The organism is Kitasatospora sp. NPDC086791 (assembly GCF_040685975.1).
GTDB lineage: Bacteria > Actinomycetota > Actinomycetes > Streptomycetales > Streptomycetaceae > Kitasatospora.
In genome coordinates, this window is sequence record NZ_JBFBOC010000021.1 from 36,548 (window position 1) to 51,277 (window position 14,730).

The 14,730-nt window shown below is 71.6% G+C and carries 13 protein-coding genes and 3 tRNA genes; 14 read left to right on the forward strand and 2 right to left on the reverse strand.

The window, feature by feature from the left end; translation table 11 throughout:
- The first annotated feature begins 138 nt into the window (after nt 1-138).
- From AB0Q99_RS24520 to AB0Q99_RS24560, 9 genes are all read left to right on the forward strand, one after another.
- Nucleotides 139-687, forward strand: a complete 549-nt coding sequence (locus AB0Q99_RS24520) for a DciA family protein (protein WP_363575186.1) — start codon at nt 139-141, stop codon at nt 685-687.
- A gap of 268 nt (nt 688-955) precedes the next feature.
- Complete coding sequence (gene gyrB, locus AB0Q99_RS24525) at nt 956-2,971, forward strand: DNA topoisomerase (ATP-hydrolyzing) subunit B (RefSeq protein ID WP_363575188.1); 2,016 nt, start codon at nt 956-958, stop codon at nt 2,969-2,971.
- 56 nt (nt 2,972-3,027) lie between these two features.
- Nucleotides 3,028-5,649 carry a DNA gyrase subunit A gene (gene gyrA, locus AB0Q99_RS24530; protein ID WP_363575190.1) on the forward strand — a complete coding sequence of 874 codons (2,622 nt, stop codon included), beginning with the start codon at nt 3,028-3,030 and terminating at the stop codon, nt 5,647-5,649.
- A 151-nt stretch (nt 5,650-5,800) separates the two neighbouring features.
- On the forward strand, nt 5,801-6,541 hold the full coding sequence (locus AB0Q99_RS24535) for a DUF3566 domain-containing protein (RefSeq protein WP_363575192.1): 741 nt from the start codon (nt 5,801-5,803) through the stop codon (nt 6,539-6,541).
- Between the two features lie 258 nt (nt 6,542-6,799).
- A complete protein-coding gene (locus AB0Q99_RS24540; protein WP_363575193.1) occupies nt 6,800-8,194 on the forward strand; it encodes a cyclopropane-fatty-acyl-phospholipid synthase family protein in 1,395 nt (464 codons plus the stop codon).
- Nucleotides 8,195-8,210: 16 nt separating this feature from the next.
- Nucleotides 8,211-8,287 (forward strand) — tRNA-Ile (locus AB0Q99_RS24545).
- 85 nt (nt 8,288-8,372) lie between these two features.
- Nucleotides 8,373-8,446, forward strand: a tRNA-Ile gene (locus AB0Q99_RS24550).
- 374 nt (nt 8,447-8,820) lie between these two features.
- Complete coding sequence (locus tag AB0Q99_RS24555; RefSeq protein ID WP_014137031.1) at nt 8,821-8,949, forward strand: DLW-39 family protein; 129 nt, start codon at nt 8,821-8,823, stop codon at nt 8,947-8,949.
- Between the two features lie 185 nt (nt 8,950-9,134).
- Nucleotides 9,135-9,207, forward strand: a tRNA-Ala gene (locus tag AB0Q99_RS24560).
- Between the two features lie 89 nt (nt 9,208-9,296).
- Here AB0Q99_RS24560 and AB0Q99_RS24565 read toward each other — a convergent pair.
- Nucleotides 9,297-10,001 carry a DUF5324 family protein gene (locus AB0Q99_RS24565; RefSeq protein ID WP_363575195.1) on the reverse strand — a complete coding sequence of 235 codons (705 nt, stop codon included), beginning with the start codon at nt 9,999-10,001 and terminating at the stop codon, nt 9,297-9,299.
- A gap of 211 nt (nt 10,002-10,212) precedes the next feature.
- Between AB0Q99_RS24565 and AB0Q99_RS24570 the strand changes: the two genes are divergently transcribed.
- Nucleotides 10,213-11,106, forward strand: a complete 894-nt coding sequence (locus AB0Q99_RS24570) for a rhomboid family intramembrane serine protease (RefSeq protein ID WP_363575197.1) — start codon at nt 10,213-10,215, stop codon at nt 11,104-11,106.
- Nucleotides 11,107-11,465: 359 nt separating this feature from the next.
- Here AB0Q99_RS24570 and crgA read toward each other — a convergent pair whose 3' ends face one another.
- On the reverse strand, nt 11,466-11,714 hold the full coding sequence (gene crgA / locus AB0Q99_RS24575; RefSeq protein ID WP_363575198.1) for a cell division protein CrgA: 249 nt from the start codon (nt 11,712-11,714) through the stop codon (nt 11,466-11,468).
- A 175-nt stretch (nt 11,715-11,889) separates the two neighbouring features.
- Here crgA and AB0Q99_RS24580 point away from each other — a divergent pair, with 175 nt between their 5' ends.
- The 4 genes from AB0Q99_RS24580 (at nt 11,890) to AB0Q99_RS24595 (ending at nt 14,723) form a co-directional block, all read left to right on the forward strand.
- On the forward strand, nt 11,890-12,648 hold the full coding sequence (locus AB0Q99_RS24580) for a DUF881 domain-containing protein (RefSeq protein WP_363575278.1): 759 nt from the start codon (nt 11,890-11,892) through the stop codon (nt 12,646-12,648).
- 67 nt (nt 12,649-12,715) lie between these two features.
- A complete protein-coding gene (locus AB0Q99_RS24585; protein ID WP_363575200.1) occupies nt 12,716-12,895 on the forward strand; it encodes a hypothetical protein in 180 nt (59 codons plus the stop codon).
- A 56-nt stretch (nt 12,896-12,951) separates the two neighbouring features.
- Nucleotides 12,952-13,614 carry an aminodeoxychorismate/anthranilate synthase component II gene (locus tag AB0Q99_RS24590; protein WP_363575202.1) on the forward strand — a complete coding sequence of 221 codons (663 nt, stop codon included), beginning with the start codon at nt 12,952-12,954 and terminating at the stop codon, nt 13,612-13,614.
- 5 nt (nt 13,615-13,619) lie between these two features.
- A complete protein-coding gene (locus tag AB0Q99_RS24595) occupies nt 13,620-14,723 on the forward strand; it encodes a class E sortase (RefSeq protein ID WP_363575204.1) in 1,104 nt (367 codons plus the stop codon).
- Nucleotides 14,724-14,730 lie beyond the last annotated feature (7 nt).

Below are 14,730 nucleotides of genomic sequence, written 5' to 3' on the forward strand. Positions count from 1 at the left end.
CCACCCCCGCGGGGCCATCGCACGACCACCGCACGAGCACCACCGCGATCCGCGGCGTCCGGGCGCTCCCGTACGCTGGAGGGCTCGGCGGGCGTGCGACCGCGACCGTTGTCCACAGGCTGGGGAAAGGAGATCGCCGTGAGCGAGCCGGCGGAGGCCGATCCCTCCCGCCCCGGGCCCGGCGCCCCCGAGCCGACCGGTGCCGACCTCGCCCGCTCCGTGCTGCGGGCGGCCCGCGCCCAGGCCCGCCAGCGCGGTGAGCAGGTCCAGCAGAAGCGCGAGGCCAAGCGGTACGGGCTGCGCAGCGGCGCCCGCTCGGACGGCCGCGACCCGGTCCCGCTGGGCGCGGCGCTGAACCGGCTGCTGACCGAGCGCGGCTGGGAGTCCTCGGCCGCCGTCGGCGGGGTGATGGGCCGTTGGCCGCAGATCGTCGGCCCGGACATCGCCGCGCACTGCCACCCCTCCTCCTACGACGAGGCCGCCGCGGTGCTCACCGTGCAGTGCGACTCCACCGCGTGGGCCACTCAACTTCGTTGGCTGGCAAGACAGTTGGTGGCACGTCTGAACCACGAGCTGGGCCACGGCACGGTCCGGACCATCAAGGTGTTGGGCCCTGCGGCACCCGTCCGCGGCTACGGCCGGCTGCGCGCGCCGGGCAGCAAGGGGCCGGGCGACACCTGGGGGTGATCGGAGCGCCGGACCGTCGCCGGCGGTGCCGATCGGACGGCGATCTTCCGGAACCCCTGACAGCCCTCCCAGGCGCTCTGTGGCCCCCGGGCGAGTATCGGGACACGTGCAGAGGGGATTCAGGGCGGCGTATCTGCCTTCAAGGGCTGCCAAACGCCCATCTCTGTCAGTCGTACCGGTAGACTGAGAGCCAAACACTGTTGCTAGTGGCAACCGAGTCGAAACGCCGTGGTCGCACGCTCGCCCGCACGGGGCGGGAATGCGACCCGTGCTGTGCCAGAGAGGGCGCTTCGTGGCCGATTCCGGCAACCCCAGCCAGACCCCAGACCAGTCCGACCAGGCTTCCTACACCGGTAGCAACATCCAGGTGCTGGAAGGCCTCGACGCCGTCCGCAAGCGCCCCGGCATGTACATCGGTTCCACCGGCGAGCGCGGCCTGCACCACCTGGTGCAGGAGGTCGTGGACAACTCCGTCGACGAGGCGATGGCGGGGTACGCCGACACCATCGACGTCACGATCATGGCCGACGGCGCGATCCGCGTCGTCGACAACGGCCGGGGCATCCCGGTCGACATCGTCCCCGGCCAGGACAAGCCGGCCGTCGAGGTCGTGCTCACCGTCCTGCACGCCGGCGGCAAGTTCGGCGGCGGCGGCTACGCCGTCTCCGGCGGTCTGCACGGCGTCGGCGTCTCCGTGGTGAACGCGCTGTCCACCAGGCTCTCCGTGGAGATCCACAAGGACGGCAGCGTCTGGACCCAGGACTACAAGATGGGTGCCCCGGCCGCCCCCCTGGCCAAGGGCGAGGCGACCGACCGGACCGGCACCACGGTCACCTTCTGGGCCGACGGCGAGATCTTCGAGACCACCGTCTACTCCTTCGAGACGCTCTCCCGGCGCTTCCAGGAGATGGCCTTCCTCAACAAGGGCCTGTCGATCTCGCTGACCGACGAGCGCCCGGAGCACGTGGACGAGGAGGGCAAGCCGCTCACCGTCACGTACAAGTACGACGGCGGCATCGCCGACTTCGTCGCCCACCTCAACTCCCGCAAGGGCGAGCCGGTCCACCCCTCGGTGATCGACTTCGAGGCCGAGGACAAGGACAAGGCGATCTCGGTGGAGATCGCGATGCAGTGGAACTCCTCCTACACCGAGGGGGTCTACAGCTTCGCGAACACCATCCACACGCACGGCGGCGGCACCCACGAGGAGGGCTTCCGCGCCGCGCTGACCGGCCTGGTCAACCGCTACGCGCGGGACAAGAAGCTGCTCCGCGAGAAGGACGACAACCTCTCCGGCGAGGACATCCGCGAGGGCCTGACCGCGATCATCTCGGTCAAGCTCGGCGAGCCGCAGTTCGAGGGCCAGACCAAGGACAAGCTCGGCAACACCGAGGCGAAGACCTTCGTCCAGAAGGTCGTCCACGAGCAGCTCAACGACTGGCTGGACCGCAACCCCAACGAGGCCGCGGACATCATCCGCAAGTCCATCCAGGCCGCCACCGCGCGCGTCGCCGCCCGCAAGGCCCGCGACCTGACGCGCCGCAAGGGCCTGCTGGAGTCCGCCTCGCTGCCGGGCAAGCTCTCGGACTGCCAGTCCAAGGACCCGTCCGAGTGCGAGATCTTCATCGTCGAGGGTGACTCCGCAGGCGGCTCGGCCAAGCAGGGCCGCGACCCGCGCACCCAGGCCATCCTGCCGATCCGCGGCAAGATCCTGAACGTCGAGAAGGCCCGGATCGACAAGGTGCTGCAGAACACCGAGGTCCAGGCGCTGATCTCGGCCTTCGGCTGCGGCATCCAGGAGGACTACGACGAGGCCAAGCTCCGGTACCACAAGATCGTCCTGATGGCCGACGCCGACGTCGACGGTCAGCACATCCGCACCCTGCTGCTCACCCTGCTGTTCCGCTTCATGCGGCCGCTGGTCGAGTCCGGGTACGTCTACCTCGCCATGCCGCCGCTGTACAAGATCAAGTGGGGCAAGGACGACTTCGAGTACGCCTACTCCGACCGCGAGCGCGACGCCCTGGTCGCCGCCGGCGTGGAGGCCGGGCGCCGGCTCCCCAAGGACGACGCGATCCAGCGCTTCAAGGGTCTCGGCGAGATGAACGCCGAGGAGCTCCGGGTCACCACCATGGACGCCGAGCACCGACTGCTGCTCCAGGTCACCCTGGAGGACGCCGCCCGCGCCGACGAGCTGTTCTCCGTGCTGATGGGCGAGGACGTCGAGGCCCGCCGCTCCTTCATCCAGCGCAACGCCAAGGACGTCCGCTTCCTGGACGTGTGACGCCTGCACCCCAGGCCCCGCACGTACCAGTCCGCGTGAAAGGAAACTGACCACCAGTGGTCGACGACAACCGTCCCGAAGGCGAACAGCCCGAGACCCCCGAGGCCGCCGAGGCCACCGCCCAGGCGACGATGCGGATCGAGCCGGTCGAGCTCGAGACCGAGATGCAGCGCTCGTACCTCGACTACGCGATGAGCGTGATCGTCAGCCGTGCGCTGCCCGAGGTCCGCGACGGCCTCAAGCCGGTGCACCGCCGCGTGCTCTACGCGATGTACGACGGCGGGTACCGCCCCGAGAAGGGCTACTACAAGTGCGCCCGCGTCGTCGGCGACGTCATGGGCAACTACCACCCGCACGGTGACACCTCGATCTACGACACCGTGGTCCGCCTGGCCCAGCCGTGGTCGATGCGGATGCCGCTGGTGGACGGCAACGGCAACTTCGGCTCCCCGGGCAACGACCCGGCAGCGGCGATGCGCTACACCGAGTGCAAGATGATGCCGCTGGCCATGGAGATGATGCGCGACATCGACGAGGAGACCGTCGACTTCGCCGCCAACTACGACGGCCGTTCGCAGGAGCCGACCGTCCTGCCGGCGCGCTTCCCCAACCTGCTGGTCAACGGTGCCACCGGCATCGCGGTCGGCATGGCCACCAACATCCCGCCGCACAACCTCCGCGAGGTCGCCTCCGGCGCGCTCTGGTACCTGGAGAACCCGGAGTCCTCCAACGAGGAGCTGCTGGAGGCCCTGATCGAGCGGATCAAGGGCCCCGACTTCCCCACCGGCGCGCTGATCGTCGGCCGCCGCGGGATCGACGACTACTACCGCACCGGCCGGGGCTCGGTCACCATGCGCGCCGTGGTCGAGGTCGAGGAGATCCAGGGCCGCCAGTGCCTGGTGATCACCGAGCTGCCCTTCCAGGTGAACCCGGACAACCTCGCGCTGAAGATCGCCGACCTGGTGAAGGACGGCCGGGTGGCGGGCATCGCGGACGTCCGCGACGAGTCCTCCTCGCGGACCGGCCAGCGTCTGGTGGTCGTGCTCAAGCGCGACGCGGTCGCCAAGGTGGTGCTGAACAACCTCTACAAGCACACCGACCTGCAGACCAACTTCGGCGCCAACATGCTGGCGCTGGTGGACGGCGTGCCGCGCACGCTCTCGATCGACGCGTTCATCCGGCACTGGGTGAACCACCAGGTCGAGGTCATCGTGCGGCGCACCCGGTTCCGGCTGCGCAAGGCCGAGGAGCGGGCGCACATCCTGCGCGCACTGCTCAAGGCGCTGGACGCGATCGACGAGGTCATCGCGCTGATCCGGGCCTCGGCGAGCGCGGACGCCGCCCGCACCGGCCTGATGGGCCTGCTCGACATCGACGAGCTCCAGGCCAACGCCATCCTGGAGATGCAGCTGCGCCGGCTGGCCGCCCTGGAGCGCCAGCGGATCACGGACGAGCACGACGAGCTGCAGCGCAAGATCGACGAGTACAACGCGATCCTGGCCTCGCCGACCCGCCAGCGGGAGATCATCTCCGAGGAGCTCGCCGCGATCGTCGAGAAGTACGGCGACGAGCGGCGCTCCACCATGATCCCCTCCGACGGCGACCTCTCCATCGAGGACCTCATCGCCGAGGAGGACATCGTCGTCACGATCACCCGTGGCGGCTACGTCAAGCGGACCCGCTCCGACCTCTACCGCTCGCAGAAGCGCGGCGGCAAGGGCGTGCGCGGTGCCCAGCTGAAGCAGGACGACATCGTCGACCACTTCTTCGTGACGACGACCCACAACTGGATCCTGTTCTTCACCAACAAGGGCCGGGTGTACCGCGCCAAGGGCTACGAGCTGCCGGACGCCGGCCGCGACGCCCGCGGCCAGCACGTCGCCAACCTGCTGGCCTTCCAGCCGGAGGAGCACATCGCCCAGGTGATGGCCGTCCGGACGTACGAGGACAAGCCCTACCTGGTCCTCGCCACCCGGGCCGGCCTGGTGAAGAAGTCCCCGCTGAAGGACTACGACTCCCCGCGCTCCGGCGGCCTGATCGCGATCAACCTGCGCCAGGACGAGGAGGGCCGGGACGACGAGCTGATCGGCGCCGAGCTGGTCTCCTCCGAGGACGACCTGCTGCTGGTCTCCAAGAAGGCCCAGTCGATCCGCTTCACCGCGACCGACGACGCCCTGCGGCCCACCGGCCGCGCCACCTCCGGCGTCAAGGGCATGGCCTTCCGCGAGAACGACGAGTTGCTCTCGATGAACGTCGTCCGTCCGGACACCTACGTCTTCACCGCCACGGACGGCGGGTACGCCAAGCGCACCGGGGTGGACGAGTACCGTGTCCAGGGACGCGGCGGCTACGGCACCAAGGCGGCGAAGATCGTCGAGGGCCGGGGCTCGCTCGTCGGCGCACTCGTGGTCGACGAATCCGACGAGATCATGGCGATCACCCTCTCGGGCGGGGTGATCCGCACAAGGGTTTCCGAGGTTCGTGAAACCGGACGTGACACGATGGGCGTCCAACTGATCAACCTCGGGAAGCGCGATGCGGTCGTGGGCATGGCCCGCAACGCGGAGGCCGAGGACGAGGAGACGGTGGAGGACGAGGTCGCTGGCACCGAGTCCACCGAGACCACCGAGACGGCCGAGGGTGCGGAGACGGCGGTCGGCGGAGACGTCGAGGCCTGAACCGAACCGCAGACCGGTGCCGCCGCGTCCACAGAGAGGACGCGGCGGCACCGGACGCCGACCAGTTCCGGGCAATCCCGCCGGGCGCTGGATGACGAGTGACGTAGCAGGGCGGCGGCGCCGTCCCTGGTGGGAAGTGCGGGAGGACCAGGTGAGTGGAGCCACGGGTGCTGCGGGAGGAACCTCCGGCGGCCGTCCGGGCGCGCAGGGCGGGGGGGCGTACGGCGGTGTACCGCAGCCGCCGACCGAGCACTCGGCCGCGTCCACCTCGCTGATGCCGCCGGTCGGCGGCGCGGGCCAGAGCGGCGCGACCTACGGGGGCCAGACGCCCCCGCCGCCGCCGGGCGCCGCGGCGCCCGGTTCGGGGGGCTTCTCCCAGCCGACCACCTACGCCAAGGGGCAGCCGACCCCGGCCCGGGGCACCCGGACCGCCGGCAACACCCCGCCGGGCGGCACCCCCGTCCCCGGGGCGGCCCGCCGCCCCGCCGGCGTGCCCGCGGCGGCCGGGGCCGGCCTCGGCCGGACCCGCAAGGCCCGGCTGCGGGTGACCAAGGTCGACCCGTGGTCCGTGATGAAGGTCAGCTTCCTGCTGTCGCTGGCCGTCGGCATCATCATCATCGTGGCCTCGGCCGTGCTGTGGATGACGCTGGACTCGCTCGGCGTCTTCGACTCGCTGACCAAGACCCTCAAGGACGTCACGGGCTCCGACAGCACCGGCGGCGTCAACCTGATGGACTACATCGGCTTCGGCAAGGTGATGACCTTCACCACGCTGATCGCCGTGGTCGACGTCGTCCTGCTGACCGCGCTGTCCACCCTCTCCGCGTTCATCTACAACGCGGCGGCCGGCTTCACCGGCGGCGTCGAGCTGACCCTGGCCGAGGAGGACTGATCCCGGCCGGATCCTGACGCACGCTCAGCTTCCCGTCCCCGGACGGAATGCACGGGCCCCACCGACTGTTGCAGCGGTGGGGCCCGTCGGCATTCGGGTGACAGCCGGCACCCCGCGGCGTGCCGCCCGGAAGCCGGTCGGCCGCGGTGGGATTAGCTGGGTGGCGCCCGTTCCGCGCCCGGGAGTGCCGTCGGCCGCCCCCGGTCCGCCCGACCGGGCCGGGCGGGGTTCAGCAGGACGACTGGACGGAGGCGCGCGGTGGCGAAGCTCGCAGGTCAACTGGTCGAGGCCCTGGACGGGCTGCTGGGAGTTCCGGTGCCGCTGCGGGTGCGCGCCTGGGACGGCAGCGTCGCCGGGCCGCCGGGGGCACCCACCGTGGTCCTGCGCAACCGCCGGGCCCTGCGCCGGGTGCTCTGGCAGCCGGGCGAGCTGGGCCTCGCCCGCGCCTACGTCGCGGGGGACCTGGAGATCGCCTCCGGCACCGACCTCTACGAGGTGCTGTCGGCGGTCGGCCGGTTCGCCGAGCGGCCGGAGATCCGCACGCTCGACCTCGGGCCGCGCGAGGTCCTCGGGGCCGGGGGCCGCCGGGTCCTCGCGGCCGCCCTGCGGGCCGGCGCGCTCGGCCCCGAACCGGCGCCGCCCCGGGAGGAGGTCCGCAGGGCCGCGGGCCGGCTGCACAGCCGCAACCGGGACCGCGCGGCCATCAGCCACCACTACGACGTCGGGAACGACTTCTACGGCCTCGTGCTCGGCCCCTCGATGGTCTACTCGTGCGCCTACTGGACGCCGGAGGCGAAGAGTCTGGAGGCCGCCCAGGAGGCCAAGCTCGACCTGATCTGCCGCAAGCTCGGCCTGCGGTCCGGGGTGCGGCTGCTGGACGTCGGCTGCGGCTGGGGCTCACTGCTGCTGCACGCGGCGAAGCACTACGGGGTCACCGCGGTCGGCGTGTCCATCTCCACGGAACAGGTCGCGCTGGCCCGCACCCGGGTCGAGCGGGCCGGCCTGGCCGACCGGGTCGAGGTCCGGCTCCAGGACTACCGGGAGATCACCGACGGGCCGTTCGACGCGATCTCCAGCGTCGGGATGGCCGAGCACGTCGGCTCCGAGCAGTACCGCACCTACGCCGAGGGCCTGTACCGGCTGTTGGCCCCCGGCGGCCGGCTGCTCAACCACCAGATCGCCCGCCGCCCCGACCACCCCGGCGAGCCGCACCGCACCAGCCCCTTCATCGACCGCTACGTCTTCCCCGACGGCGAGCTCTCCCCGATCGGTTCCACCGTGGCCCGGCTGGAGGAGGCCGGCTTCGAGGTCCGTGACGTGGAGTCGCTGCGCGAGCACTACGGGCTGACCCTGCGCGAGTGGGTGGCCAACCTGGAGGCGCACTGGACGGAGGCGGTCCGGCTGGTCGGCCGCGGCCGGGCCCGGGTCTGGCGGCTGTACATGGCGGCCTCCGCGCTCGCCTTCGAGCAGAACCGGATCGGGGTCAACCAGGTGCTCGCCGTCCGCGGCACCGAGGAGGGCGCGGCGGGCCTGCCGCCGACCCGCGAGGAGTGGCTGCTGCGCCCCGCCGCCCGTGCGCCGCGGCTGGTCGCGGGGGTCGCCGCCGCGGCCCCGGCCGACCCGGATTTGGGAGATCGGCCGTCGGTCCGCTAATCTTTCAGTGCGGCGAGGGCCTATAGCTCAGACGGTTAGAGCGCTTCCCTGATAAGGAAGAGGCCACAGGTTCAAGTCCTGTTAGGCCCACCACCGCGAAGGCCCCGGAGTGATCGACTCCGGGGCCTTCGACGTTTTCGCGGATCGGGAGGATTCCGGTACGCTTTCTGTTCGGCGAGGGCCTATAGCTCAGACGGTTAGAGCGCTTCCCTGATAAGGAAGAGGCCACAGGTTCAAGTCCTGTTAGGCCCACCTCCCCGAAGGCCCCGGAGTGATCCACTCCGGGGCCTTCGACGTTCCCGCCCCGCTGAGGCGGGGGGAGCGGAGGAGGATCGGAGGGGGTGCGGGGAGGTGCGGGCCGGGCCCGGCCGGGGTTTCCCCGGGCCGGTCGTGCGCGGGCGGGACGGCCGCCAGGAGGTGCTGCGTCAATCCTCGGACCGGACCGCCGGGTTGGCCGTACCGGTGGCTGGTCACGATTGGGACACCGGTGTGTATCATCGGCCGCAAGGGCGGTCTGGCACCCGGTCGCCCGTTCGCGCTCGAAACACAACTGGACTCGTCGGCCCGGTCAGTCCGGCCGGATCCGGCTCTTGAGTCCACCAACGCAAGAAGGACGAGGTCCCGCGGTGAAGAAGCTTCTCCTGGTCGCCCTGGTCGCCCTCGGCGGCTTCTTTGTCTACCGTCAGGTCCAGGCGGACCGCGCCGAGCAGGACCTGTGGACCGAGGCCACCGACCCGGTCCCGGCCGGTCGCTGAGCCCCGGGCGATCTGACGATCGACGGTCTTCGGAGGCGCCGACCCGCGCCTCCCGGGCCGGCCGGCCCGGTCGACCGACCGGACCGGCCGCACCCGGGGAACGGCACTGCCTACGGGGGGACGGCGCTGGGAATCGCGCCGGGACCCGGTACGCTAGTGCCCGTCGGCACGCGCGGTGCCGTCGAGGGGCATTAGCTCAGTTGGTAGAGCGCTGCCTTTGCAAGGCAGATGTCAGGAGTTCGAGTCTCCTATGCTCCACAGTTCGTAGCAGTCGTCGAGCGGCCGCCGACCGGGATCCCGGTCGGCGGCCGCCGGCGTTTCCGGGCCGTTCCGCGTCTTCCGCGCGGTCAGTTCGGCGCCGGGCCATCGCCGTCGGGCCCGTCGGGCTCTGCCGCGTCGGCCTCGGGGCCGGAGCCGTTCACCGGGGCGGCGGGTGCGTCGCCGGGCCGCGGCCCCTGCGTGGCCGGGGGCTCGACCAGCCACTCCGGGTTGCTGTGCCGGCGCCACCACTGCCAGGCCACCAGTCCGCTGCCGATCGCCACCAGGCCGGCCACCACGAGGCCGGTGGACCAGCCCCGGCAGCGCTGCTTCCGGGCGTTCCGGGCGGCCAGCTCGCTGATCTCGGCGGAGCTGACGTTGCCCTGCAGGGCGGTCAGTGCGGCGGCGCCCCGGTGCTGGGCCTCCTGGGCGACCGGGGTGACCACGGCGCGGGCGTCGTCGACCGCCTGGGCGACCCTGGGGCCGACCGTGGTGCGCGCCTGGTCCGCAGCCCGGGCGGCGGAGAGACGGGCCGCCAGAGCGGCCTCCTGGGCCCGGTGGAGGGCCTTCAGGACGTTCTGCTGGGCCTCCGGCGGCAGGCTGGCGAAGGCCTGGCCGAACTGCGGCGCGAGGTGCTTGTCGTACTGGACGCGGAGGGTGTGGGCGGCCTGGGTGGCCATCGGGCCGAGGGAGTCCAGGGCGGGGCCGAGGCGCTGCTTGGCGCCGTCCGCGAGGTGCGCGGCGGTGTCCCGGGTCCTGGTGGCCGTCTCACGGGCTGAGTCCGAAAAGCTCACGAGTCTCTCCTCCTGGGTGGCGTCCTTTGTGCACCTGTCCACCTGAATGCCGATCATCCATCCCGATTCGTCCACCGGCACCCGGGGTGGGCCGTACGCGGGGTTCCGGCGGGCGCCCGGGTGGGGCGGGACGGGGGGAGCGGCGCCGTGGGGCGGTGGTGCGGCAGTAGGCTGGCTGCTTCGAAGCCGTGCACGGGAAGGGGACCCGCTGATGCTCCCGGACGATCCGCGGTCGTCGGCCGACCGGTTCCCGGAGGCCGGGCTGCCCGACTGCTACCGCCACCCCGGGACCCCCACCGGGGTCTCCTGCACCCGGTGCGAGCGGCCGATCTGCCCGCAGTGCATGGTGACCGCCTCGGTGGGCTTCCAGTGCCCCGAGTGCGTCGGCGCGGGACACGCCGGGACCCGGCGGGCGACCACCCGGTTCGGCGGCGCGCTGGGCGCCGACGGCGGGCTGGTCACCAGGCTGCTGATCGGGGTCAACGTCCTGGTCTGGCTGCTGGCCGCCTATGTGCTGACACCGCAGCTGGGCCAGACCTGGTCGCTGTTCAGCACCGGGCGGGAGACCAGCGGCGGCCCGGCGGGCATCGCGGACGGCCCGGACCAGTGGTACCGCCTGCTGACCGCCACCTTCCTGCACCTGCAGTGGTGGCACGTCGGGCTGAACATGCTGGTGCTGTTCTGGCTCGGCCCGCCGCTGGAGGCGGCGCTCGGCAGGCTCCGCTTCCTGACCCTCTACCTGGTCTCCGGCCTGGGCGGGAGCACCTTCGCCTTCCTGGTGGCCGGCGACTGGATGCTCTCGGTGGGCGCCTCCGGGGCGATCTTCGGGCTGATCGGCGCCACGATCGTGATGCAGCTGCGGAACAAGGGCCCGGTGGGCCCGGCGATCGCGTTCCTGGTCTTCAACCTGGTCGTCACCTTCTCGCGCCCCACCATCGACTGGCGCGCGCACCTGGGCGGGCTGGTGCTGGGCGGGCTGACCGCGGCCGGCCTGATGTACGCCCCGCGCGAGCGCCGGGGGCTGGTCCAGGGGCTGGCGGTGGCGGGGGCGGTGGCCGTGGAGGCGGCGATGCTGTTGGTCGGGATGTCCCTCTACGGCGCCTGAGGATCCGGGCGTTTGTCCACAGCGGGTGCGGGGTTGTGCACAGGCTGTGCACCGCCCGGGTTGCGGACTGCTGTTCTACGCGTGTCCTGCTGTGCGGTTATCCCGCCCCTGGCGGGTTGTGCACAGCTGTGGACGGGCCCGGCCGGGAAAGTTATCCACAGGCTGGGGGGACTTTTCCCCAGTGTGGATAACCATGTGGATAAGCATGAAAGTCAGATGGTCGGGATGGCTGGCCGGACGACAGCCGCCACCCGGGCCGGGTCCGGGCCGCGCCCGGGCACGCCTGACCGCCGCCCCGGGACGAGCGATCCGGAGCGGCGGGAATCGGCCCGGGACCGGGCCTCAGGACGAGCGGGTCGTCACTTCCACTGGGTGGAGACGCCGAACCCGGCGGCGATGAAGCCGAAGCCGACCAGGATGTTCCAGTTCCGCCAGCCCTCGACCGGGTAGGTGCCACTGGTCACGTAGTAGGTGACGATCCACACCAGGCCGATCAGGAACAGTGCCAGCATCAGTGGCGCGACCCAGCCGCGGCCCGAGCTGATCTTCACCGTGGCCGTGGTCGGCGGGGTGTAGTCGGACTTCTTGCGGAGTCGAGACTTCGGCACGAGGGGTTCTCCTGTCGATGCGCTGTGAGACCGCGCAGAGGTGCAGCGGGTGGGTCGGGTGCTGGTCGGCCGTGGAGAACGTCCTGGGGGACCGCTCCGCACATGCCACCGGCGTCCGTTAGCGTAGTGGCTCGGCGGGTCTTGAGGAGATAAGGGTACGGTGACTAATTTGTCGATTCCCCCTGAGCCGGCCCGTACCCGCCGCTCCGGTACCCGAATTGTCGGACGTGCCCTGACCTGCGCCGTCTTCGCGCTCGCCGGACTGCTCTTCTACATCAGCGCGCAGACCGCCCGCGGCACCGACCTGCGGACCGACAACTCGCTGCTGAGCCTCGGCGACGTGATCCGCCAGCGCAGCGCGCAGAACCAGCAGGCGCAGTCCCAGCTCGCCGACCTCCAGTCCCGCGCCCAGGACCTCACCGAGCAGCGGGGGCACAGTCCCGCCGACGCCGCGCAGCTGGACGGCCTGCGGCAGGACGCCGCCCTGGAGCCGCTGCAGGGCGGCGGCCTGACCGTCACCCTCAACGACGCCCCGCCGAACGCCACCGCGCGCATCCCCGGCGTCCCCGAGCCCGGCGTCAACGACCTGGTCATCCACCAGCAGGACATCCAGGCCGTGGTCAACGCGCTGTGGCGGGGCGGCGCGGAGGGCGTGCAGGTGATGGACCAGCGGCTGATCTCCACCAGCGCCGTCCGCTGCGTCGGCAACACCCTGCTGCTCCAGGGCCGGGTCTACTCCCCGCCGTACGTGGTCAGAGCGGTGGGGAAGACCGACGCGCTGCGCTCCGCCGTCGACGCGGACCCGACGATCCGCAACTACCTGCAGTACGTCCAGGCGTACGGTTTGGGCTGGAAGGTCCAGGAGAGCGGCGACCTGGCCCTGCCGGGGTACTCCGGCACCACCGAGCTGCGGTCGGCGGGCGGACAGCAGTAGCGGACCGGCCTCGCGGCCGTGGGGCCGGGTCTACTCTTGACCCAGCCTGCTACGACGAGGGAGCACCATGTACGGCTTCATCTGGCGTCACCTCCCGGGGAACATCCTGGTCAAGGCCGTCATCTCGGTGCTCCTCATCCTGGGGATCGTCTACCTGCTCTTCACCTACGTCTTCCCGTGGGCGGAACCGTTGCTCCCCTTCGGCGACGTCACAGTGGATGGCGGCGACGGCGCCGCGACCGGCTGAACCCGGCGGCCCCGGCACTTCCACCCAGCACCGCATCCCACGGAGACCACGCGCGCATGACCACCCAGTCGAACCCGCCCCGCATCCTGGTGGTGGACAACTACGACAGCTTCGTCTTCAACCTGGTGCAGTACCTGTACCAGCTCGGCGCCACCTGCGAGGTGGTGCGCAACGACGAGGTGACCGTCGAGCACGCCGTCCACCGCGCCGGGGCGGAGGGCTTCGACGGGGTGCTGCTCTCCCCCGGGCCCGGCGCGCCGGAGGAGGCCGGGGTCTGCATCGAGATGGTGCACCACTGCGCGCGGATCGGGCTGCCGGTGTTCGGCGTCTGCCTGGGCCTGCAGTCGATCGCGGTCGCGTACGGCGCGGTGGTCGGCCGGGCGCCGGAGCTGCTGCACGGCAAGACCTCGCCGGTCGAGCACGAGGACGGCGGCGTGTTCGAGGGCCTGCCCTCGCCGCTGACCGCGACCCGCTACCACTCGCTCGCGGTCGAACCGGCCACCGTGCCGGCCGAGTTGGTGGTCACCGCGCGGACCGGAAGTGGAGTGATCATGGGCCTGAGGCATCGTGAACTGCCGGTCGAGGGCGTGCAGTTCCACCCCGAGTCGGTGCTCACCGAGGGCGGGCACCGGATGCTCGCCAACTGGCTCGCGGAGTGCGGCTTCCCCCAGGCCGTGGACCGGTCGGCCGGGCTCGCCCCGGTGATCGGCCGGGGCTGAGCGGCGTGACCACGCTGCGTCCGGAGGGGCGTTACCAGCCGGAGGCGGACCAGTACGGCGGCGCGCGGCAGTTCGACGGCGCCCGGTCGTACGGGGGGCCGCAGTACGGCGAGGGCACGATCGGTGCCCCGTACCAGCAGACGACCCCGGTGCAGACCGTGCCCGAGGACGCCTGGGGCGTGTACGAGCAGGCCGAGGAGCCCCTCCCGGCCGGGCCCGAGTACCCCTGGCTGCCCGACCAGACCCTCCAGTTGCGGCTGCCGGTCGGGGCCGGAGTGCCGGACGCCGAGTCGGTCGCGCCCACCGGCGGCCGGGCCGAACGACGGCGGGCCGCCCAGGGCCGTACGGCGATCCGCTCGGGCAACGGACGGCGTCGGGCGGGCGGCCGGGCCGCCGGACGGGTGCGCCCCAAGGAGTCCGCGGTCGTGGTGGCCGCCCGGGCGGTCGGCGAGCTGTGCATCACGCTCGGCCTGGTGATGCTGCTCTTCGTCGCCTACCAGCTCTGGTGGACCAACGTGCAGGCCGACGCGGCCGCCGACGGGGCGCGCAACAAGCTGGAGCAGCAGTTCGACGCGGCCCCGCCCGCCCAGCCGGGGCAGCCCGCCCCGGACCCGAACAAGCCCGAGGTGTTCGAGCCGGGCAAGGGCTTCGCCATCATCTACCTGCCCAAGCTGGGGCTGAAGTTCCCGATCGCCGAGGGCACCTCCAAGTCGGCGGTGCTCGACAAGGGCCTGGTCGGCCACTACCCCGGCACCGGGATGCCCGGCGACAAGACCGGCAACTTCGCGCTGGCCGCCCACCGCAACACCCACGGTGAGCCGTTCCGGTACATCAACCAGCTCTCCAAGGGCGACAAGGTCGTGGTGGAGACCGCCGCCGGGTACTTCACCTACGAGATCACCGGGGGCATCCCGGAGACCTCCCCGAGCAACGTGAGCGTGATCAAGCCGGTGCCGAACGGCGCCGGGTACGCCGGCCCCGGCCGCTACATCACGCTGACCACCTGCACCCCGGAGTTCACCTCGAAGTTCCGTCTCATCGTCTTTGGGAAGATGATCGAGGAGCGGCCGCGCAGCCAAGGCAAGCCGGCCGCGATCACGGGCGGGTAGCCGTCCG

Bases quoted from the DNA above. Each gene is read 5' to 3' on its own strand.
- AB0Q99_RS24585 (WP_363575200.1), top strand. From the start codon at position 12,716: ATGTACGGCTTCATCTGGCGTCACCTCCCGGGGAACATCCTGGTCAAG.
- AB0Q99_RS24590 (WP_363575202.1), top strand. From the start codon at position 12,952: ATGACCACCCAGTCGAACCCGCCCCGCATCCTGGTGGTGGACAACTAC.
- AB0Q99_RS24570 (WP_363575197.1), top strand. From the start codon at position 10,213: ATGCTCCCGGACGATCCGCGGTCGTCGGCCGACCGGTTCCCGGAGGCC.